Below are 22,792 nucleotides of genomic sequence, written 5' to 3' on the forward strand. Positions count from 1 at the left end.
GAGTCCGCCCCTGCCCGGTCACGGCTGGAAGATCCGGTCCGGCCGGTCCCGCAGGATCGCGCTCACCGCGCGCAGCGCCGTCGCCGTCTGCTCGATCTCCTCGTCGGTCAGCTGGAGGGACGGCTCGAACCGCAACGTGTTCGGGGCGCTCGCGGTGGGGAAGATCCGGATCCGGTGCTCACGCAACAGGTAGCCGGCGATCACGTAGCCGAGGATGCCTTGCAGTGCGGCGGCGCGGACCGGTTCGGACGGCGATCCGGTCTGGTCCTCGAATTCGAGCCCGAGCATCAAACCCTTGCCGCGGACGGCTTTGACCACACCGGGGAAGTCGGCCGCGACACCGTCCAAAGCGGACTTGAGCCGGGCGCCGAGCTCGGCCGCCCGCCGGTACGCCGCGCCGTCCTCCGCCTCGAGCAGTTCGACGACCTTGAGGGCGATCGCGGTGGAGAAGCCGTCCTTGGCGAACGTCGAGCTGTGCAGGAACTCGAACTCCGGCCGGTACTTGGCCTGCCGGATCAGCAGGATGGAGATCTTCGCGATCCCACCGCCGAGACTCTTGGCGAGGGTGTAGTAATCCCCGCGCAGGCCAACGGCGGATCCGGCCAGAAAGGTCCCGGTCCGGCCCATCCCGCACTGGATCTCGTCGACGACGACGGGGACGTCCAGCGCGTCGGCGGTCCGGCGCAACTGCGTGGTGAACTCCTCGCTCAGGACGTTGATCCCGCCTTCGCCCTGGACTGGCTCGACGAGGAACGCGGTGAACACCGGGTAGTTCCTCGGCGCGACCGTGACCACCCCGGCGTCGATCGTCAGATCCAGCAGCGCCGCCTGCTCACTGTCGACGACCTTGGCCAGCGCGTCCGGCCGGTCGATCGGCACGAACCTGGCCTGCGCGGCGAGCGCCTGGAACGGGTCGCGGACCACCGGGTTGTGGGTCAGTTGCACGCTGCCCGCCAGTTTGCCGTGGAAGGATCCTTCCAGTGCAAGGAAAAGAGGCGGCTTGGCGAGGAGGGCCTCGTTGTGCGCACGCACGTGGGCGATGAGCTCCTCCGGCCCGGACACCCCGAGTTCCGCCTGCACGGATCCGGGTACCGAAGCGCTGCCTGACCGCGACGCGGCACGGACCTCTTCGACATGGGAGTCGATTTCGGCGATCAGCGCGCCGATGCGCATCCGGCGGTCCAGTTCGGCGTGTTTGATCGCCGTTTCGACGGCCTCCGCGCCGGTGCTCGCGAAAAACGCCAGGTAATCCTCGGTCGTTTCCAGTTCCCGGTGCAGGATCCGGTTCAGCGCCAGCGCCAGCCGATTCGCGGATGAATGCCGGGAGAACTGAATGTGTACGGGTGTGCGCGCGTCCAGCAGCTTCTTGGCGTGCGCCACGATCTCGGGATTGTTGTGCCCGAGCAGCAGCGAGCCGTATCCGCCGACGTGATCGAGCACGGCGACGTCTTCGCCGTCGGCGCCAGCCTGGACCAGGGTGTTTCCCTCCGCCCGGAGGTATTCGACGTCGAGGCCCACGCTCCCCAGTAGCGCGCGCATGTTCGGCTCGGTGATTTCGGGTTCGGTGGCATTCCCATTCATAGTGCCACCGTGCCCTTCGCCGGTCATTCGCCGGGCATCGCCGGTTCATCAGTGCCGGTCGCCGCCAGGGTTACTCGGCCATGACCGAGGAGTCTGCCGATCGGTCCGGCGCGTCGGTAGGGTCGTTTTCGTTGTGTCCCAGCGATTCACCTGTTCACGGTCGAAAAGGGTGCGAGATGAATTCTCCGGTGCTCAACGACGGAATTGTCGGCCTGCGTGAGGTCATGTCGCAATTCGCGACCGGGGTCACCGTGCTGACGGTCGGCGGGGAGCGTGTCCACGGGATGACCGCCAACGCGTTCACCTCGTTGTCCCAGGACCCGCCCCAGGTGCTGTGCTGTGTGGCGCATACGGCCGTGATGAACGGCGCGATCAGTGCCGCGGGCGGGTTCGCGGTCTCGATCCTGCACGCGGACCAGGAACGGGTCGCGCGGTACTTCGCCGACCGGCACCGGCCGCTCGGGCCGGTCCAGTTCGCTTCCTTGGACTGGCTTCCGGGCTCGCGGACCGGGGCTCCGCTGATCGCGGGAGCGCTGGCGTGGATGGAGTGCGAGCTCGTCTCCTCCTACGAGGCGGGGGACCACACGATCTTCGTCGGCGGACTGCTCAGCCTGGCGAGAGGCTCCGGCGGGCCGGGGTTGCTGTTCTTCGACGGCGGTTTCGGCAAAGCCGTGCCGCGGGCGCAGTGACCACATCGGACACCAGGGAGACCTTCGATGCTCGTGAACTCCGCCCGGATCGACTTCATGCCCGGGCCGCAGCCGAGGGCGGCCAACGGGAACGGCGCGCATCGCGCGGTGCCCGTCGTGGCGAGGACGATGCGGACGCTGCTCGAGGAGCGCGACCGCATCCGTGAGCGGGCGATGGCGGGCGGCGGTGCCGAACGCCAGCACCGGTTGGGCAAACGCACCGCGCGGGAACGGCTGGACCTCCTGCTGGACCAGGATTCCTTCGTCGAGATCGACATGTTCCGCCGCCATCAGGAACACGGCCTCACGGCTTCGGCCCAGCGCCCGCACACCGACGGTGTCGTCACGGGCGCGGGCACCATCGACGGCCGCCAGGTGTTCGTCTACGCCCAGGACTTCACCGTGTTCGGCGGATCCCTCGGACAGGCGCACGCCGCGAAGATCCACAAGGTGCTGGATCTGGCGCTGGCGACCGGCTCGCCGGTGATCGCGCTGAACGACAGCGGCGGGGCCCGGATCCAGGAAGGCGTGCCCGCGCTGGACGGCTACGGCGGGATCTTCCGCCGCCAGGTCGCCGCGTCCGGCGTGATCCCCCAGATCAGCGTGGTGCTCGGCCCGTGCGCGGGCGGCGCGGCGTACTCGCCGGCGTTGGCCGATTTCACGTTCATGGTCAAGGGAATCGGCCAGATGTACCTGACCGGACCGGACGTGGTCGAGGCCGTCAGCGGTGAGCGGGTGACGCACGCCGAGCTGGGTGGCGCGGAGGTGCACGGCGAACACTCGGGCGTCGCCGCGTTCGTCCGGGAGGACGAGGTGACCTGTCTCGCGGACGTCCGCTACCTCGTGTCCTTGTTGCCCCGCAACAACCTGGAATCTCCGCCGTCCGCACCGCGGCGTGGTGACACGTACGACGAGCGGCCCCGCTTCGCCGAGATCGTCCCAGTCGAGCCGAACAAGCCGTACGACATGCGTGACGTGATCGCGGAACTCGTCGACGACGAGGATTTCCTCGAGGTCAACGAGGACTGGGCGGGCAACGTGGTGTGCGTGCTGGCCCGGATCGACGGCGAGGTCGTCGGTGTCGTCGGGAACCAGCCCCTGGTGCTCGCCGGTGTGCTGAACATCCCGGCTTCCCAGAAGGCCGCGAGATTCGTGCGGTTCTGCGACGCGTTCAACATCCCGCTGGTGACCCTCGTGGACGTCCCCGGCTTCCTGCCCGGCAAGGAGCAGGAGCACGCGGGGATCATCCGGCACGGGGCGAAACTGTTGTACGCGTACTGCGAAGCGACTGTGCCGCGAATCCAGGTGATCGTGCGCAAGGCCTACGGCGGCGCGTACATCGTGATGGACTCGCGTTCCATCGGAACGGACCTCTCGCTGGCGTGGCCCACCAACGAGATCGCCGTGATGGGTGCCGAAGGCGCGGTGAACGTCTTGTACCGCAAGCAACTCGCCGGTTCGGCGGATCCCGTCCGGCTGCGCGCCGAGCTGACGGGTGACTACCGGGCCGAGCTCATGCACCCCTATTACGCGGCCGAACGAGGTCTGGTCGACGACGTGATCGACCCGGCGCGGACGCGTGCGATGGTCGCGCGCGGGCTGGCCATGTTGCGGGACAAGCGCAAGCCGTCGCCGCAACGCAAACACGGGAACATCCCGCAGTGACCCGGATCGATCGAGGAACAGGGAGGTGACCGCGGTGAGCGGTCAGGCCGGAAAACGTGCGATCGTACTCGGCGGGAGTGTCGCGGGGCTCTTCGCCGCGCGGGTGCTCTCCGAGTCGTACTCGCAGGTGCTGGTGGTGGATCGCGACGTCCTGACCGGGGTCCGCGAGACACGGCGAAGCGTGCCACAGGGCAAACAGGTGCATGGTCTGCTTGCCAAGGGACAACAGGTGATCGAGGAACTGTTCCCCGGTTTCACCGAAGAGATCGAGGCGGACGGCGCCGGCATCGGTGACGTCGCGGGCAACCTGCGGTGGTACTTCAACGGAAAACCGCTGGCCCGCGACGAATCGGGGCTGGTCGCGGTGACCGCCAGCCGTCCGTTCCTCGAGTACCACATACGCCGCCGCGTCCAGGCGCTGACGAACGTGACGTTCCTCGAAGGGTACGACATTCTCAGCCTGGCGACCTCCGAGGACAGCCGCCGGGTTCTCGGTGCCAACGTGAGCGGGCCGGACGGCGCGGAGGAGACCCTCACCGGTGACCTGGTGGTCGATGCGATGGGCCGCGGTTCGCGGACACCCGTGTGGCTGACGGAGCTGGGGTACCCGCGCGTCGAGGAAGAGCGCCTGAAGATCGGCATCGGCTACGCCACCCGGCACTACCGGCTCAAGACGGATCCTTACCAGGGCGACATCTCCATCAACGTGATCGCCTCCCCGATGCTGCCGCGCGGCGCGATCTGCGGGAAGCACGGGGACAAGATCGAACTCACCGCCTACGGGATCCTCGACGACCATCCGCCGACCGACAACGAGGGTTTCCTCGCGTTCATCAAATCCTTGCCGGTCCCGGACATCTACGACGCGATCTCCGAATCGGAACCGCTGGACGACCCGGTGGCGTACCGGTTCCCGGCGAACCTGCGCCGCCGTTACGAGAACCTGGCGGACTTCCCCGAAGGCCTGTTCGTCGTCGGTGACTCGGTGTGCAGCTTCAACCCGACCTACGCGCAGGGAATGACCATCTCCGCCTTGGGCGCGCTGGCGATGCGCGAGCACCTGCGGTCGGGCGCCGGGCCGCGGCCGAAGCAGTACCTGAAGGAACTCGCCCGCGACGTCCTGGACGCGCCGTGGGAGATGATGAACACCGGCGACCTGGGCTTCCCGGACGTGCCGGGCAAGCGGACCATGAAGGTGAAGATGGGGCACGCCTACGTGGGGAAGGTGCTGGAAGCCGCCACGCGCGACGGCAAGGTGGCCACCGCCTATCTGAAGATGACCGGACTGGTGACCACCCCCGAGGCGTTGATGAGCCCCGCCATGTTGCTGCGCGTCCTGCGTAACTCGCGTGGCGAGGCCGCGGCCTGAAGCCGGGAAAATGGGATCGTGAGTGGCGATTCGGGTTAGGGCCAATCGTGTTCTAGGTACCTACGGCTGGGTCGGACTCGGAACATGCCCCGGTAGCCCCGCCAGTCACAACGGTGGCGCGTGAAGGCCCCCTTCCTGTACCTAGGCGCAAGCAAGGGGGCCTTCATGTACTTCAGGCGACAGGGTGCCGGTATCCGTGAGAAAGTGTCCCTTGTGGACGCTCGGAGCACGTCCGAGTCCGTCTGGACCGCCGTGCCGTGACCTACCTCCCCTGAACGCGGTGAGCCCGCGAAGAAGCCCCCGGTGCCGAACCACCGGGGGCTTCTTTCGCAGGTCTGATCAGGCTTGTGGCATGTCATCGGCGATCGGGCGGTCGATCACCATGGACCACTTGCCGTCGTCGCCCCGACGCATCACGTCGGTGCAGGAGCCGTGCAGTGTCACCCGCTTGCCCGGCTCGGTCTCGACCTCGAGGTCGAAGTCCACGATCACCAGGGAGACGTCCCCGGCCACCCACGCGCTGCGGACGGTCGACTTCAGATGCGGTTTCTTGGCGATGAAATCGACGATGAACTGCTTGCGCTCCTCACCGCGCAGCGGCCCGCCGGACAGGTTCGAGATCGCGTCCTCGCGGTAGAGCCGGTTGAAGATGTTGCCGTCACCGGAGTTGAACGCTCGCATGAACACTTCGTTCTGGATCTCCGGGTCGGCCGTGAGATCCGGATTCTCGAGATCGATTTCGAGATTAGCGGTCATAACCCAACTTCCCTGCTTTCTGGATATCCAGGTGTGTGCCGGATCAATGCTATCCGGGCGGCACTCATTCCCGGGTAATCGCCGGTGAGAAGACCATTCGATGACTGGCGGATTCGGTGCCTGAGTACCGTGGGAATAAATATTCTTTCGCGGAAAGAAAGGCATGTCCATCGTGACGACGCAACGTTCTGAGGGGCTGTCGCGGCGGGGTCTGCTGACCGCCGCGGGGGTCGCCGCCGTGGGCCTCGGTGCCCTCCCTGGGCAGGGGCTGGCCGAGGAGGTGGCCGCCTACGACGCGATCGTGATCGGCGGCGGTTTCGCCGGTGCCACCGCGGCCAAGGAGCTGCGGGCCAGGGGACGGCGTCCGCTGATCCTCGAGGCAAGGGACCGGGTCGGCGGCCGGACCTGGACGGATACCTTCCTCGGCAAGAAGGTCGAGCGCGGCGGGACCTGGGTGCACTGGAGCCAGCCGCATGTGTGGGCCGAGATGATGCGCTACGGCCTGCCGATCGTCGAAGATCCCGGCCCGGATCGCGTGATCCTCTCCACCGACGGCGGGCCGCGCTCGTTCCCGCCTGCCGAGGCGTTCGGCCGGATCGGTGAACTGCTCGGCCGCGTTTTCGAAGGTGCCCCGGCGCTTTTCGACCGGCCCTTCGACCCGCTGTTCCGTGACGCCGACGTGCGCGCGATCGACGGGCTCTCCCTGCGCGGGCGGCTCGACCAGCTTCGGCTGCCACCGCAGGACGAAGGCTGGATCAACGGCTTCACCGCGTCCTACGCGGGCGGGACCAACGCCCGCGGTGCCTACACCCAGATGGCCAAATGGTGGGCGCTCGCCGGTGGCACGAACAGCGCCTGGGGCAACGCGACCGGGCGCTACCGCGTCGAACCCGGCACCGGCGCGCTGCTTCAGGCGATCCTCGCCGACTCGGGTGCCCAGGTGCGGCTGCGGACCCCGGTGGCCTCCGTCGCCGACAACGGCAAGCAGGTCGTGGTCACCACGCGGTCGGGGGAGCGGTTCACCGCGCCGATCGCGGTGGTCGCCGTACCGGTCAACGTGTGGAAGAAGATCGCGTTCACCCCGGCGCTGCCCGCGGCCCACGCCGCCGCCACCCAAGAGGGCATCGGCGTGCCCAACGGGACGAAGATCTGGCTGCACATCCGCGGTGACATCGGCCGGGTCTACGCCCAGCCGGCCGAGGGCAACCCGATCGGCAGCCTGATTCCCTTCGCTCAGCTGGACGACGGCCAGCTTTTCGTCGCGTTCAGCTTCCACGACACCTTCGACGGAACCGACCTGCGTCAGGTCCAGGACGCCGTCCGGGCGCTGGAACCGAAGGCGGACGTCGTCGCGATCAAGGCCCAGAACTGGGCGAAGGACGAGTTCTCGCTGGGTGCGGCCGCCTATCTGCAACCAGGTCAGCTCACGCGCCTGCACGAGGCGCTGCAACGGCCCTCCGGTCGTGTCGCCTTCGCCACCGCCGACATCGCGCGGGGATGGAACGGCTACATCGACGGAGCCATCGAGTCGGGTGTGCGCGCGGCTCGAAGCCTGGGCTGAGCCCCGGTAGCTCCACCAGTCACAAGTATGGCGCGTGCTAAGTACATGAAGGTCCCCTTCCTTGCGCCTAGCGCAGGGTCCCGGCAAAGTCGAGATCTTGCAGGTCAGGCGGCTATTCGCCGCCTGCGTGAGGCTGACGATGAAGGAATTGGGACGTTGAGTGTCCCAATTCCTTCATCGTCAGCGGTCACACCGGTTGCGGAGCCCCCTTGAGCGGGGAGGATTCCGGACGTTCAACGTCCGGAATCCTCCCCGCTCGACCCTTGCGGGCACCAGCGATGTCAAGCCCGGATTACCAAGAGCAGCGCTGACCAGCAGCTCTGCGACTTTGCCGGGACCCTGCGCCTAGCGCAAGGAAGGGGCCCATCATGTACTTCAGACGACCAGGGCACCGGTACTGAGAGAGTCAGTGCGGCTGAGCGACAAAAAGTCCCTCGTGAGCGCCGTTGCTCACGAGGGACTTTTCTGTCGGTGCGGTGGGTCAGAGCAGGTAGGTGTTCGGGTCCAGTCCCAGCTCCACCCGGCCGTGCACCTCCAGGTTCGAGTTCGGCGTCATCATGCCGTGCAGCGCCAGGCCCTCGATGTCCCGGAAGAAGCGCTGGAACGGGGAGTTCCGCATGATTGCCGAGCCGCTGCTGACACTTTGCAGCTCCTCGACGGCCTCCTTGGCCAGCTGGATGGCGTAGCCGCACTGGCCGCGACCGGTCGCCTTTTCCCCGGCGGTCGGCTGTTCACCCGCGTCGGCACGCTGCTGGAGGAGGGTGATCCACCGTGCCACCAGCGACTCCGCCGCCGCGATCTTGTTGGCCGCCAAGGAAACCTTGAGCTGCGTCAGCGGGTGCTCGCTCTGGTCCTCCCACGGCGTGTAGGCGATGGGCTTGCCGCCGACCTTGGACACGAACAGCTCGTACGCCGCCCGCGCCATGCCCACGTAGGAAGCCACCGACTCCGTCATCACGAACCCGATCAGGCCGTAGTTCCGGCCGTTCGCGCCGGTGTTCGACCGGTCGCCGGTGAGGCCGAAGAGCGCGTCGCCAGCGTCGATGACCCGGTGCGCGGGCACGAACACGTCGTTGGCCGTCGTGGACGAGCTGCCCGTCGCGGCGGCCGCGCTGACGTGCCAGTCGTCCGCGATGGACAGCTCCGACATCGGCACGATCACGTACAGTTCCCGGTGCTCGCCGTCGGGCTCCTCAAGGGTCACCCCCAGGAGATCCCAGTGTGCGCCGCGACAGCCGGAGTTGAAGCGCCAAGTGCCGTTGAGGTTGTAACCGCCCTCGGTCCGTTCGACCGTGCCGGTCGGTGCGAAACCGCCGGAGACCCGCACCGACGGATTGGCGAAGATCTCCTCTTGGGCCTTGTCCGGGTACTGCGTGGCCAGCCAGGCGGTGGACACCCACGCCATCGACACCCAGCCGGTCGAACCGCAGCCGCGGGCGATCTCGGCGAGGATCTCGAACTGGTCGGCCAGCGGCAGGTCCAGCCCGCCGAACCGGCGAGGCGTCGCGATCTGGAAAACGCCCGCCTTGTCCAGCAGGTCGACGTTCTCGTCCGGGATCCAGCGCGCGTCCTCGGCCTTGTGGCCGTTCTCCCGGAGCCGGGGCACGATGTCGCGGACCGCCTTGAGCACGGCGGCGGCGTCCTGGTCGTTCGTCATGGTTCCGTTCCCTCCTTTCGTTTCTTCGGCCGGGTCAGTGGTTTTCGCTCTCCGGGTCGTCCACCGCGTACCGCCACTTGCTGTCCTCGCCCCGGCGCAGCACGTCGAGACCGAGGCCCTCGAAGTGCTCGGTCTCGCCGTTCTCACCGGGCAGGTCCACGGTCCACTCGGTGACCAGCAGGGTGGCGTCACCCGCCTCGTAGATGTGTTTCGCGGTGGCGGTCATGGCCGGCCGCTTGCCGATGAACTCCACGAGGTGCGCTCGCAGGGCCTGGCCGGACAGCGGTTGGCCGTCACGCACGGCGATGGCGTCTTCGGTGTAGAACCGGGCCACCGCGTCCACGTCGCCGGCGTTGACGGCGCGGACGTAGTGTTCGGTCGCCTTTGCGGCATCGTCGACGAGTTCGAAGTCGAGCGCTCTGGTCATGATTGAAGAGACCCGCTTTCTGTGATTTTTGGATTTCCGCGTCTTCGGCGAAACTAGCCGAACCGGCGGCATCGACCGTTCATCGTCAAGTAATCGGCCGAGCGAGAACCGCGGATTACCGCGTGCTCGGTAACGTCCGATGTCGGCCGCCGGTGTGGCGCGAATGTGACCCCGGGAATTCGAGGAAAGGCAATCGTGCGCGATGACCAGTGTCGTTGACGAACTTGACGAGTCCGGCGAGTACATTGCCGTCATCGGTGTTTCCTGCCGCTTGCCGGGGGCGGCGTCTCCCGCCGAGTTCTGGCGGTTGCTGCGCACGGGTACGAGCGCGATCGGTGAGGTGCCGTCCGGTCGCTGGCCCGCCACGGCGACGCCGAGCGCCCGGTTCGGTGGATTCCTCGACGCCGTAGGGGATTTCGACGCAGGGTTCTTCGGTATCTCGCCGCGCGAGACGGTCACCATGGACCCGCAGCAGCGGCTCGTGCTGGAGCTGGCGTGGGAGGCGCTCGAAGACGCCCGGATCGTCCCGGACACGCTCGCGGGCAGCAAGACCTCGGTGTACGTCGGCACCTTGCGTGACGACTACACGGCTTTGCTGCACCAGCATGGCCACCAGGCCATCACCCAGCACACGATCACCGGCGTGAACCGGGGCGTGATCGCCAACCGCCTGTCGTACGCGCTCGATCTTCGCGGCCCCAGCCTCACCGTGGACACGGCACAGTCGTCCTCGCTCGTGGCCGTGCACCTGGCGTGTGAGAGCCTTCGCGCCGGCGAGTCCGCGACCGCGATCGTCGCCGGGGTGAACCTCAACCTCGTCGCGGAAAGCGCGGTCACCGCGGAACGGTTCGGCGGGTTGTCCCCGGACGGCCGGTGCTTCACCTTCGACGCCCGCGCCAACGGTTTCGTGCGTGGCGAGGGCGCCGGGGTCGTCGTGCTCAAACCGCTGCGGCGGGCCGTCGAGGACGGCGACCGCGTGCACGCGGTGATCCGGGGTACGGCGGTGAACAACGACGGCGCCACGACCGGGCTGACCGTTCCCGGGCAGGAGACGCAGGAGGAGGTCCTGCGTGCCGCTTACGAGCGGGCGGCCGTCGACCCCGGTGCCGTGCAGTACGTCGAATTGCACGGCACGGGGACGCCGGTGGGCGATCCGATCGAGGCCGCCGCGCTCGGCTCCGTACTCGGATCCGTCCGGACGGGCGAGGACCGGCTGCGGGTCGGCTCGGTCAAGACCAACGTCGGTCACCTCGAAGGCGCGGCGGGTATTACCGGGCTGCTCAAGGTGATCCTGAGCCTGCGCCACCGGGAATTGCCGCCCAGCTTGAACTTCGAGACACCGAACCCGTCGATTCCGCTGGACGAACTGAATCTGTCCGTGCAGACCGAGTCCACCGCCTGGCCACATCAGGACCGGGCACTGGTCGCCGGGGTGAGTTCGTTCGGGATCGGCGGTACGAACTGCCACATCGTGCTGTCGGAACCGCCCGCGGTGCCCGCCTCGCGACCGAGCGACGCCGCCGAGGCGAAGCCGCTGGTCCTCACCGGGCGCACGGAACCCGCGTTGCGCGCGCAGGCCGCGCGGCTGCGCGAACTCCTCGGCACGGACGTCGACCTCGCCGACGTCGGCTGGTCCCTGCTCACGGCCAGGGCCCGGTTCGAGCACCGAGCGGTCGTTCTCGGCGACGATCGGGACGGTCTGCTGGCGGGCCTGGAGTCTCTGGCGAACGGTCTGCCTTCGCGCACCGCAGTGTCCAATGTGGTCACTCCCGGCGGGCTGGCGTTCTTGTTCACTGGTCAGGGTTCTCAGCGGGCCGGTATGGGTCTTGAGTTGTACGAGGCTTTCCCGGTGTTCGCGCGTGCTTTTGATGAGTTGTGTGACGACTCCCTGCGGGAGGTGATCGAGGCCGGCGTGGATCTTGATCAGACCGGGTGGGCTCAGCCAGCGTTGTTCGCGGTCGAGGTCGCGTTGTTCCGGCTGCTGGAATCGTGGGGTGTCCGGCCTGATTTTGTTGCCGGGCATTCGATCGGTGAGATCGCGGCGGCTCACGTGGCCGGTGTCCTGTCACTCGAGGACGCGCTGACCTTGGTTCGTGCCCGTGGCCGGTTGATGCAGCAGTTGCCTTCCGGCGGTGCGATGGTGGCGATCCAGGCCAGGGAAGAAGATGTGCTGCCGCTCCTGGTCGACGGCGTCGGGATCGCGGCGGTGAACAGTCCGGATTCGGTGGTGATCTCCGGTGTCGAGGACAAGGTTCTGGAGATCGCGGCGGGGTTCGCGAAGACGAAGCGGTTGTCGGTGAGTCATGCGTTCCACTCACCGTTGATGGAGCCGATGCTCGATGAGTTCCGGGCGGTGGTCGAGGGTCTGGAGTTCAGGTCCCCGGCCATTTCCGCGGTGTCTTCGGTGACCGGCCAGGTGGTGTCCGGCGAGTGGAGCTCGCCGGAGTACTGGGTGCGGCAGGTCCGGGAACCCGTGCGATTCCTGGACGCCGCACAGAGCCTGTCCGCCGCGGGTGCCACGACCTTCGTCGAAATCGGACCGGACTCCGTGCTGTCGTCGATGGTCGACGGTGCCGTGCCCGTCCTGCGCGCCGACCTGCCGGAGCGCCAGACGGTCCTGGCCCTGCTGGCCTTCGTGTTCGCGCGCGGGTTCGACGTCGACTGGAAGATCGCCTACGCGGACACCCCGGCGAACGTGGTCGACCTGCCCACCTACGCCTTCCAGCGACAGCGGTACTGGGTCGGTGACAAGACCAGGACCACGGCGAAGGTCGAACGTGACCACTCGGTGGTGGACACGGTCCGCAACCACGTCGCCGCGATCCTGGACCATCCGCCCGGCACCGCTCTGGAACAGCACAAACCCTTCCGTGACCTCGGCTTCGACTCCCTGCTGGCCGTCGAACTGCGCAACGGGCTCGCCACGGCGACCGGGCTCGCCCTGCCCTCGGGCCTGCTCTTCGACTACCCGACGCCAGCCGCGCTCATCGCGTACCTCCAGCAGAACCTCGGCGACACCGAGATCGACACCGAGATCGAAGCCGAGACGGAGACGTTCACCCCGGCCGCACCGGAAGAGCCGATCGCGATCGTGGGGATGGCGTGCCGGTATCCCGGCGGTATCGCCTCGCCCGAGGATCTGTGGCGGCTGGTCGCCGACGCGGGCGACGCCATCACGGACTTCCCGGACGACCGCGGCTGGGGCGGGAGCAAGCTCGACCCCGGCACCGTCCGGCTGGGTGGTTTCCTGCGGGACGTCGGGGATTTCGACGCCGGCTTCTTCCGTATCTCGCCGCGTGAAGCGCAGGCCATGGACCCCCAGCAACGTCTGCTGCTGGAGTCCGCCTGGGAGGCCTTGGAGCGTGCCGGGATCACCGCTGACGGCCTGCGGGGCAGTGACACCGGTGTCTTCGTCGGTGCCACGGCGCAGGACTACGGCCACCGGATGCACGATGCCCCCGAGAGCGTCGGCGGGCACATCCTCACCGGCGTGACCAGCAGCGTGATGTCCGGCCGGATCGCATACCAGTTCGGCTTCACCGGCCCGGCGATCACCGTCGACACCGCTTGCTCCTCGTCGCTCGTCGCCCTGCACCTGGCCGTGCGGTCGCTCCGCACCGGCGAATCGTCACTGGCACTGGCCGGTGGCGTGACGGCGATGCCGACCCCTGGCATGTTCGTGGAGTTCTCGCGCCAGCGCGGGCTGGCGCCGGACGGCCGAGCCAAGCCGTTCGCCGCCGCCGCGGACGGCACCGCCTGGGCCGAAGGCGTCGGACTGCTCGTGCTGGAACGGTTGTCCGACGCGCGGCGCAACGGCCATCAGGTGCTCGCGGTGGTCCGCGGTTCGGCCATCAACCAGGACGGCGCCAGCAACGGCCTCTCCGCGCCGAACGGCCCGTCGCAGGAACGCGTGATCCGCCGTGCACTGGCCGACGCCGGTCTCGCACCGTCCGAAGTGGACGCCGTGGAGGCGCACGGCACCGGAACGACGCTCGGTGACCCGATCGAGGCGAACGCCCTGATCGCGACCTACGGCAAGCGGCGGGAACGGCCGCTCTGGCTGGGCTCCTTCAAATCGAACATCGGGCACGCGCAGGCGGCCGCGGGAGTCGGCGGCGTGATCAAGATGGTGGAGGCGATGCGGCACGGCGTGCTGCCCAAGAGCCTGCACGTCGACGAGCCGACGTCTCACGTCGATTGGACGGCGGGAGCGGTCTCGCTGCTCACCGACCACCGGCCGTGGCCCGACGAGGAACATCCTCGCCGCGCGGGGGTGTCCTCCTTCGGCATCAGCGGGACGAACGCCCACGTGATCATCGAGCAGGCGCCGGTCGCCGAGGAACCCGCTGAAGCCGGTGTGCCCGAGGCGGTTCCGCTGATCCTGTCGGCGCACAGCGCGCCTGCGCTGCGGGCACAGGCGGAACAGCTGCGCACCCTGCTCGCCGGAGAGACACCGACGGCGGACATCGCGTGGTCTTTGGCGCGGGGCCGGTCGGCGCTCGAGCATCGGGCGGTCATCGTCGGCGATGACCGGGCTGACCTGCTCGAAGGGTTGAGCGCGGTGGCCGGTGGTGAGGCGCGTGAGGGCGTGGTGACCGGGTTGGCGCCCGGTGACCGCGGTGACGTCGTGTTCCTGTTCCCCGGCCAGGGATCGCAATGGGCCGGGATGGCGACGCGGCTGCTCGCCTCGTCCCCGGTGTTCGCCACCCGGATCCGGGAATGCGAAACGGCGCTGGCCGAGTACGTCGACTGGTCGTTGACCGACGTGCTGCTCGGCGAGGACGGCGCGCCTTCGCTGGAGCGGGTCGACGTGGTCCAGCCGGTCCTGTTCGCCGTCATGGTCTCGCTGGCCGAGGTGTGGCGGTCCTACGGCGTCGAGCCGGGCGCGGTGGTCGGGCATTCGCAAGGAGAGATCGCGGCCGCCTGCGTGGCGGGCGCCTTGAGCCTCCAGGACGCCGCCAAGGTGGTCGCCCTGCGTTCACAGGCCATCACCGCGATCGCCGGACTCGGCGGGATGACCTCCCTCGCGCTGCCCGCGGACGACGTCGAGCGACGGATCACCCGGTGGGACGGCAGGATCTCGATCGCGGCCGTGAACGGGCCGTCCGCGACTGTCGTGTCCGGTGACATCGAGGCGCTGGACGAACTGTTCGCCGAATGTGTCGCCGACGGTGTGCGGTCGCGGCGGATCCCGGTGGACTACGCGTCGCATTCCGCGCACGTCGAGCGGATCGAGGGCGAGATCCTGCGGGTGCTCGGTGGGATCCGGCCCGAGCCGTCCCGGGTACCGTTCTTCTCGACCGTGACCGGCGAATGGCTCGACACCACGGAGATGGACGCGGGCTACTGGTACCGCAACCTGCGTCACACGGTGCGGTTCGCGCCCGCGATCAGCCGTCTCGCCGAGCTGGGCTTCGGGTATTTCGTGGAGTGCAGCGCGCATCCGCTGCTGACCATGGGGGTGCAAGACCTCCTCGACGGCACCGGTGCTGTGGTGACGGGTTCGCTGCGCCGCGATCACGGCGGTCTCGACCGGATGCTCGCGTCGATCGCCGAGGTGTACGTCGTCGGCCGGGACGTCGACTGGTCGCTGCCGAGGGGCCGGTGGGCGGACCTGCCGACGTATCCGTTCCAGCGGGAGACGTTCTGGCTCACACCCGGCAACGGCACCGGTGACGTCAGTGGGCTGGGCGTACGCGCGACTGGGCATCCCTTGCTGGGTGCCGCCGTCGACGTTGGCGACGCCGGACAGCTCGTCCTCACCGGCAGGCTGGCGCGCGATGCCCAGCCGTGGCTGGCCGACCACGCGGTGCTGGGCTCGGTCCTCTTCCCCGGCACGGGTTTCGTCGAGCTGGCGGCGCAGGCGGGTGCGGCGGCGGGCTGCGAACGCATCGACGAACTGACCGTCACGGCGCCGCTCATCCTCCCCGAACACGGAGCCGTGCTGATCCAGGTCGTGGTCGGCGAGGGCGACCCGTCGGGGCGCCGGTCGCTGGACGTGTACTCACGCCAGGAAGACGCCGAGGACTGGACCAGGCATGCCACCGGCGCGCTGTCCGCGGAGGTCGTCGGCGTCACGGACGAACTCACCCAGTGGCCGCCCGCCGCGACCGAGGTCGGGATCGACGGCGTCTACGACCGGTTGCTGGACCAAGGTTATGTGTACGGGCCGGTGTTCCTTGGCCTGCGCAAGGTGTGGCGCGCCGAGGGCGAGATCTTCGCGGAGGTGTCGACGGACGAGGACACCGAGGCGTTCGTACTGCATCCCGCGCTGCTCGACGCCGCGCTGCACGCGTTGCTCCCCGGTGTCGTCGACGACGACGATCGGCTGGTCCTGCCGTTCTCTTGGTCCGGGATCCGGATTCTGGCTTCGGGCGCTTCCACGTTGCGGGTCCGGTTCACCCTCACCGGTGACGACACCGCGAAGGTCGTCGTGGCCGACGAAACCGGTGCGCTGGTCGCGGTCGCGGACTCGCTGGTCATGCGTCCCGTGGCCCGGGAAGCGTTGCGCGAGAACATCAGCGGCACGCTGTACGGGATCGACTGGCACGGCGTGGCGATTCGCGGCACGGCCCCGGCCGACGTGGTCGTCACCGAGGCCCCGACCGGACCGGCCGCCGACGTGACGAAACGGATGCTCGAAGTACTGCGGGAGTCCTTGTCCGGCACCGATCGACTGGCCGTGGTGACGCGGGGAGCGATCGCCGTCGGCGACGAGGACGTCGCGGATCTCGGCCAGGCGGCGGTATGGGGCCTGGTGCGCACCGCCCAGACCGAGAACCCCGGCCGGTTCCTCCTGATCGACGCGCCCGGGGACGTGGCCGACGAGACACTGGCCGGCGCGCTGGCCAGTGGGGAGCCGCAGGTCGCACTCCGGGACGGGCAGGCCTTCGTGCCCCGCCTCGCCCGTCGTTTCCCCGAAGCGACGTCCACTGTGGACTGGGGCAGCGGACAGGTGCTCGTCACGGGCGGTACCGGCGCGCTGGGCGCGTTGCTCGCCCGGCATTTGGTGCGACAGCACGGCGTACGGGACCTGTTGCTCGTCAGCCGTCAAGGTCCGGACGCCCCCGGGGCCGCGGAACTGCGCGAGGAACTCGGTGCCGAGATCGTCGCGTGTGACGTGGCCGATCGGGACGCGCTGGCGGCGCTGCTGGCCGAACACCCGGTGAGCGCCGTGATCCACACCGCCGGTGTGCTGGACGACGGCGTGATCGAATCGCTGACCTCCGAGCAGGTGGACCGGGTGCTGCGGCCGAAGGTCGACGCCGCCTGGAACCTGCACGAACTCACCGACAACCTGAAGGCGTTCGTGCTGTATTCGTCGGTGACGGGCATTCTCGGCGCGGCCGGTCAGGGCAACTACGCCGCGGCGAACACGTACCTGGACGCGCTCGCGCACCACCGCCACGCACAGGGCCTGCCCGCGACCTCGCTCGCGTGGGGCCTGTGGGAACAGACCAGCGGGATGACCGGCCGGATGGCCGACGTCGATGTCCGGCGCATGGCGCGTACCGGTCTGCTCCCGCTGACCACCGACGCCGCCATGGAGGCGTTCGACCTGGCGGTGTCCGCGGGCGACCCGGTCTTCGCGGTGACCACTGTGGACACGGTGACACTCCGCGCCAGGGCCGACGACGTGCCCGCCATGCTCAGCGGTTTGGTCAAACGCCCGCAGCGGCGGGCGAAGGCGGCCGCGGCCTCTCCGCTGGCCGAGCTGGCTGGGCTGGCCCCGGAAGAGCGCGAAGAGGCTCTGGTCGGGCTGCTCCGGGAGCAGGTCGCGGACGTGCTGGGCCATGCCGACGCGGAGGGGATCGACGCGCGGCGGGCGTTCCAGGAGCTGGGGCTCGATTCCCTGACCGCCGTCGAACTGCGCAACCGGGTGGCGTCGGTGACTGGACTGCGGCTGCCGACCACGCTGGTGTTCGACCACCCGTCACCGGTCGCCTTGGCCGCGTACCTCTCGGACCGGCTGACCGGTGGGACGCAACGACAGGACGTCGTCGCGACCGTGTCGGCCGACGACCCCATCGCGATCGTGGCGATGGCCTGCCGTTACCCCGGCGGCGTCCGCTCGCCCGAAGACCTCTGGCGGATCGTCGCGGACGGCAGTGACGTGGTGTCCGGGTTCCCGGAGGACCGAGGCTGGGACCTGGCCGGGCTCTACGATCCGGATCCGGACCAGGTCGGCAAGTCCTACACCCGCTCGGGCGGATTCCTGACGGGGGCGGGCGACTTCGATCCCGGTTTCTTCGGGATGTCCCCGCGTGAGGCACTGGCCGCCGACCCGCAGCAGCGGCTGTTGCTCGAAACCGCGTGGGAGGCCATCGAACGGGCCGGACTGGACCCGAATTCCCTGCGGGGCAGCCGGACCGGGGTGTTCACCGGGGTGATGTACAACGACTACGGCTCACGGCCACACCTGCCACCGGAGGAGTTCGAAGGCTATTTGTTCAACGGCAGTGCGGGAAGTGTCGCATCGGGGCGCGTCGCCTACACGTTCGGCTTGGAAGGGCCGGCGGTGACGGTGGATACGGCGTGTTCGTCGTCGCTGGTGGCGTTGCATTTGGCCGCGAATGCCTTGCGGCAGGGTGAATGCGATATGGCGTTGGCGGGTGGCGTGACCGTCATGTCGACCCCGGCGACGTTCGTGGAGTTCTCGCGGCAGCGTGCGCTGTCCTCGGACGGGCGATGCAAATCGTTCTCGGCCGCGGCGGACGGCGCGGGGTGGGCCGAGGGTGTCGGGCTGCTGCTGGTCGAACGCCTTTCGGACGCGCGGCGCAACGGTCATCGGGTTTTGGCCGTGGTGCGGGGTTCGGCGGTGAATCAGGACGGCGCTTCGAATGGACTCACGGCGCCGAACGGTCCGTCGCAGGAGCGGGTGATCCGGCAGGCTTTGGCGAACGCGAAGCTCGAAGCGTCCGATGTGGACGTTGTCGAGGCGCACGGTACTGGGACGACGCTGGGCGACCCGATCGAGGCGCAGGCCCTGATGGCGACCTATGGCCAGGGCCGTGAGCGGCCGTTGTGGTTGGGGTCGCTGAAGTCGAACATCGGTCATGCGCAGGCCGCAGCGGGTGTCGGTGGTGTGATCAAGATGGTGGAAGCGATGCGGCACGGTGTCCTGCCCAAGACTTTGCACGCGGACGCGCCGAGTCCGCATGTGGAGTGGGACGCGGGCGCGGTGTCGTTGCTGACCGAGGCGCAGCCTTGGCCGGGCCCCGAGCGTCGTGCCGGGGTGTCGTCGTTCGGGATCAGCGGCACGAACGCTCACGTGATCATCGAACAGGGCGAGCCCGCCGACGCCGTCGAGCGTGCGGAACTGCCCGCTGTTCCGCTGGTGCTGTCCGCGAAGTCGCCGGAAGCCCTGGCGGAGCAAGCCCGGAACCTGACCGGCTTCCTGACCAGTGAAGACGACGTCGACCTGGCGGACGTGGCGTACTCACTCGCCACGGGCAAGGTGGCGTTCGAGTATCGCGCGGCCGTTGTCGGCACGAACCGCGAAGACCTGCTCGCGGCACTGGACCCGGTCACGATGACGCAGGTCCGGGGCGGCCGGGTCGGATTCTTGTTCACCGGCCAGGGATCTCAGCGAGTCGGCATGGGCCTCGAGTTGTATGAGGCTTTCCCGGTGTTCGCGCGTGCTTTTGACGAGGTGTGTGACGACTCCCTGCGGGAGGTGATCGAGGCCGGCGTGGATCTTGATCAGACCGGGTGGGCTCAGCCAGCGTTGTTCGCGGTCGAGGTCGCGTTGTTCCGGCTGCTGGAATCGTGGGGTGTCCGGCCTGATTTCGTGGCTGGGCATTCGATCGGTGAGATCGCGGCGGCTCATGTGGCGGGTGTGTTCTCACTGGATGATGCGCTGACGTTGGTTCGTGCGCGTGGCCGGTTGATGCAGCAGTTGCCGAGGGGTGGCGCGATGGTCGCGATCCAGGCGGGCGAGGCGGAGATCCAGCCCCTGCTGGTCGACGGGGTCGGGATCGCGGCGGTGAACGGCCCGGATTCCGTCGTCATCTCCGGTGTCGAAGACAAGGTGCTGGAGATCGCCGCGAGATTCACTAAGACGAAGCGGTTGTCGGTGAGCCACGCGTTCCACTCGCCGTGGATGGACGGGATGCTCGACCAGTTCGACGCGGTCGTCCGGGCGCTCGACTTCCATCCGCCGCGGATCCCGCTCGTGTCGACGGTCACCGGGCGGCCCGCGCACGCGGACGTCCTCGGCGACCCGGAGTACTGGGTGCGGCAGGTGCGCGAACCCGTGCGGTTCGCCGAATCGGTGCGCACGCTGTCCGAACTGGGTGTACGGACCTTCGTGGAACTCGGCCCGGACGGCGTTCTCTCGGCCATGGCCAGGGACGTGCTCGACACCGGTCCGGCCCCGGACGACCACGCGGTGACCGCGGTGCTGCGCCGAGACCGGCCGGAAGCGCGGACCGTGGTCACCGCGCTGGCGGCACTCCACGTCCACGGCGTGCACGTGGACTGGCAGGCGTTCTTCGCCGGTACCGGCGCCCGTCAGGTGGACTTGCCGACCTATGCCTTCCAGCGCAACAAGTTCTGGTTGCAGCCGGTGCGCGGCACGGGCGACATGGCTTCGGTCGGGCTGAGCGCGGCCGGGCATCCGCTGCTCGGCGCGGCGATCACGGTCGCGGGCTCCGGTGAGGTGCTGTTCACCGGCAGGCTGGACACGCAGACCCAGCCGTGGATGGACGACCACGCGATGTCGGGTTCGGTGCTGCTGCCGGGTTCGGCGTTCGTGGACATCGCCGCCAGGGCGGGCGAACTGACCGGATGCGGGCGGATCGAGGAGCTGACGGTGGTCGCTCCTCTGGTGGTGCAGCCCGAGGGCGGGGTCCAGTTGCAGGTGGTCGTGGCCCCGGACCGGTCGTTCGCCGTCTACTCGCGCCGTGTCGAGGACCACGACTGGGACAAGCACGTCGAAGGAAGGCTCACCGACGAAACCGTCACGGCCGGGGGGCTGCACGCGTGGCCACCTCCCGGAGTGTCCGAAGTGGACGCGAGCACGTTCTACGACGACCTCGCGGACCGCGGCTACGGATACGGCCCGGCCTTCCAGGGCGTGCGCCGGGTCTGGCGGGGTGACGGCGAGATCTACGCCGAACTGCGGCTGCCCGACGAGGCGATGGCGGCAGGCTTCGGTGTCCACCCCGTCCTGCTCGACGCCGCGTTGCACCCGTTGCTGCTGCCCGGGGCGCTGGCCACCGACGGTCAGGTGAAGCTGCCGTTCTCGTGGTCCGGCGTGCAGGTGATCGCCTCCGGCGCCACGACACTCCGTGTGCGCCTGACCCTCACCGGCCCGGACTCGGCGTCGGTCCTGCTCACCGACGACCTGGGTTCCCCGGTGGCGTCGGTGGAGTCACTGATCCTGCGGCCGGTCCTGCGGGACGCCTCCGACGTTCTGTTCGAGACACGCTGGGAGACCGTCGAAGTACCGCCCGGTGCCCAGTCCGAGGCTGACCTCTTCTTCGCGCCGGACGGGATGCCGGGCGAGGTCGTCAAGCACGTGCTCACCGCGTTGCAGGGGCATTTGGAGGGCGACCGGTCGGCACCTCTGGCCGTGGTGACCAGGGGAGCGGTCGCGGTCGGCACGGAGGACGTGGACGTGACCCACGCCGGCGTGTGGGGGCTGGTGCGGTCCGCGCAGACCGAGAACCCCGGCCGCTTCCTCTTGCTGGACATCGACGGCGAGGTGCCTGCCGGGGTGATCGACGGACTTCTTTCGGCGGGCGAGACCCAAGCGGCCGTCCGCGACGACGAGGTGTTCGTGCCGCGGCTGGTCAGGAGGTCCGGATCGGCCGACGCGACACCGGACTGGAGCCGGGGCCGCGTGCTCGTCACGGGAGGCACCGGCGAGCTGGGTGCCGTCGTCGCCCGGCACCTGGTGGAGGAACACGGGGTCCGCGAGCTGCTGCTGGTGAGCCGTCGCGGGATGGCCGCGCCCGGCGCCACCGAGCTGCGGGACGAGCTGGGGGCGGAGATCGTGGCCTGCGACGTGGCCGATCCGGCCGCCTTGGCCGCGCTGCTGGACGAGTATCCGGTGACCGCGGTCGTCCACACGGCGGGTGTCCTCGAAGACGGCCTGATCCCCGATCTCACCACCGAAGCCGTCGACACCGTGCTGCGGCCGAAGGTCGACGCCGCGTGGAATCTGCACACCTACACGGCCGGGATGGAACTGGACGCGTTCGTGCTGTACTCGTCGATCGCCGGGGTGCTGGGCACCGCCGGACAGGGCAACTACGCCGCCGCCAACACCTTCCTCGACGCGCTGGCCCAGCACCGCCGCGCCGAAGGATTGCCCGCCACCTCGCTCGCCTGGGGCCTGTGGGAAAGCGCGGGCGGGATGACCGGTGAACTGTCCGAAGTGGACGTCAAACGGCTCGCCAGGTCCGGACTGCGGCCCTTGCCGGTGGTCAAGGCGATGACGGCGTTCGACGCCGCCGTGTCTTCGGAGGCCGCGGTGACCACCGTGGCATCGATCGACGTGGCCGCACTGCGCGACCGCGACGACGTCCCCCACGCGCTGCGCGGGTTGCTGCCCGCGACGCGCAAGGTCAAGAACACCGAGAACGGGCAGCAGTTGGGGGCGACGCTCGCCGCCTTGCCCGCCGCCGAGCGTGAGGAAGCGCTGGTGGACCTGGTGCGCAAGCAGGTCGCGGCCGCCTTGGGCCATCCCGATCGGGACGCCATCGAGCCGCACCAGACGTTCCAGGAGCTGGGTTCCGACTCGCTGACCGCGGTCGAGGTCCGCAACCGGCTGGCGGCGCTGACCGGACTGCGGCTGACGACGACCGTCCTGTTCGACCACCCGTCCCCGGCCGCACTCGCCGCGCATCTGAGCGGACTGCTCACCACCGAAGAAACGCCGGTCCCGCTCCTGGTGGAACTCGACCGGCTGAAGACGGCGATCCGGTCGATGGCGACCGACGGCACCTTGCCGGACGACATCACCACCCGGTTGGAGGACCTGGTGGATCTCAGCAGGACGGCGGGCAAAGACGACGCCGGAGACGACTTGGACTCCGCGAGCGACGAGGACCTGTTCGCGCTCGTCGACAGGCTGGACTGA

Annotated in this window: 9 protein-coding genes; 5 read left to right on the plus strand and 4 right to left on the minus strand. The window is 68.9% G+C overall.

The features are described from left to right. Positions 1–18: 18 nt before the first annotated feature. Complete coding sequence (locus ACLARN_RS09315; protein WP_409490906.1) at positions 19–1,581, minus strand: aspartate aminotransferase family protein; 1,563 nt, start codon at positions 1,579–1,581, stop codon at positions 19–21. A 176-nt stretch (positions 1,582–1,757) separates the two neighbouring features. On the opposite strand from ACLARN_RS09315, the gene ACLARN_RS09320 reads away from it, so the two are divergent. From ACLARN_RS09320 to ACLARN_RS09330, 3 genes are read left to right on the plus strand one after another with little or no spacing between them, the layout of a single operon-like run. Next, the gene (locus ACLARN_RS09320) at positions 1,758–2,270 is read left to right on the plus strand and encodes a flavin reductase family protein (RefSeq protein WP_409490907.1); all 513 of its coding nucleotides are present in this window, start codon (positions 1,758–1,760) and stop codon (positions 2,268–2,270) included. A 27-nt stretch (positions 2,271–2,297) separates the two neighbouring features. After that, positions 2,298–3,935, plus strand: a complete 1,638-nt coding sequence (locus tag ACLARN_RS09325) for an acyl-CoA carboxylase subunit beta (RefSeq protein WP_409490908.1) — start codon at positions 2,298–2,300, stop codon at positions 3,933–3,935. A 25-nt stretch (positions 3,936–3,960) separates the two neighbouring features. Continuing rightward, positions 3,961–5,304, plus strand: a complete 1,344-nt coding sequence (locus ACLARN_RS09330) for an FAD-dependent oxidoreductase (protein WP_409490909.1) — start codon at positions 3,961–3,963, stop codon at positions 5,302–5,304. Positions 5,305–5,643: 339 nt separating this feature from the next. On the opposite strand, the gene ACLARN_RS09335 is transcribed toward ACLARN_RS09330, so the two are convergent. After that, complete coding sequence (locus ACLARN_RS09335) at positions 5,644–6,060, minus strand: YybH family protein (RefSeq protein WP_409490910.1); 417 nt, start codon at positions 6,058–6,060, stop codon at positions 5,644–5,646. Positions 6,061–6,223: 163 nt separating this feature from the next. Here ACLARN_RS09335 and ACLARN_RS09340 point away from each other — a divergent pair, with 163 nt between their 5' ends. Then, positions 6,224–7,621, plus strand: coding sequence for a flavin monoamine oxidase family protein (locus ACLARN_RS09340; protein ID WP_409490911.1), 1,398 nt, complete (start codon positions 6,224–6,226; stop codon positions 7,619–7,621). A 481-nt stretch (positions 7,622–8,102) separates the two neighbouring features. Here ACLARN_RS09340 and ACLARN_RS09345 read toward each other — a convergent pair whose 3' ends face one another. Continuing rightward, a complete protein-coding gene (locus ACLARN_RS09345) occupies positions 8,103–9,278 on the minus strand; it encodes an acyl-CoA dehydrogenase family protein (RefSeq protein ID WP_409490912.1) in 1,176 nt (391 codons plus the stop codon). A 34-nt stretch (positions 9,279–9,312) separates the two neighbouring features. Next, a complete protein-coding gene (locus tag ACLARN_RS09350) occupies positions 9,313–9,705 on the minus strand; it encodes a YybH family protein (protein WP_409490913.1) in 393 nt (130 codons plus the stop codon). Positions 9,706–9,907: 202 nt separating this feature from the next. Between ACLARN_RS09350 and ACLARN_RS09355 the strand changes: the two genes are divergently transcribed. Continuing rightward, positions 9,908–22,792 carry an SDR family NAD(P)-dependent oxidoreductase gene (locus ACLARN_RS09355; RefSeq protein ID WP_409490914.1) on the plus strand — a complete coding sequence of 4,295 codons (12,885 nt, stop codon included), beginning with the start codon at positions 9,908–9,910 and terminating at the stop codon, positions 22,790–22,792.

This window comes from Amycolatopsis sp. cmx-11-12 (assembly GCF_046269425.1).
Classification (GTDB): Bacteria; Actinomycetota; Actinomycetes; order Mycobacteriales; family Pseudonocardiaceae; genus Amycolatopsis.

Bases quoted from the DNA above. Each gene is read 5' to 3' on its own strand.
- ACLARN_RS09340 (WP_409490911.1), top strand. From the start codon at position 6,224: ATGTCCATCGTGACGACGCAACGTTCTGAGGGGCTGTCGCGGCGGGGT.
- ACLARN_RS09355 (WP_409490914.1), top strand. From the start codon at position 9,908: ATGACCAGTGTCGTTGACGAACTTGACGAGTCCGGCGAGTACATTGCC.
- ACLARN_RS09350 (WP_409490913.1), bottom strand. From the start codon at position 9,705: ATGACCAGAGCGCTCGACTTCGAACTCGTCGACGATGCCGCAAAGGCG.
- ACLARN_RS09325 (WP_409490908.1), top strand. From the start codon at position 2,298: ATGCTCGTGAACTCCGCCCGGATCGACTTCATGCCCGGGCCGCAGCCG.
- ACLARN_RS09345 (WP_409490912.1), bottom strand. From the start codon at position 9,278: ATGACGAACGACCAGGACGCCGCCGCCGTGCTCAAGGCGGTCCGCGAC.
- ACLARN_RS09335 (WP_409490910.1), bottom strand. From the start codon at position 6,060: ATGACCGCTAATCTCGAAATCGATCTCGAGAATCCGGATCTCACGGCC.
- ACLARN_RS09320 (WP_409490907.1), top strand. From the start codon at position 1,758: ATGAATTCTCCGGTGCTCAACGACGGAATTGTCGGCCTGCGTGAGGTC.
- ACLARN_RS09315 (WP_409490906.1), bottom strand. From the start codon at position 1,581: ATGAATGGGAATGCCACCGAACCCGAAATCACCGAGCCGAACATGCGC.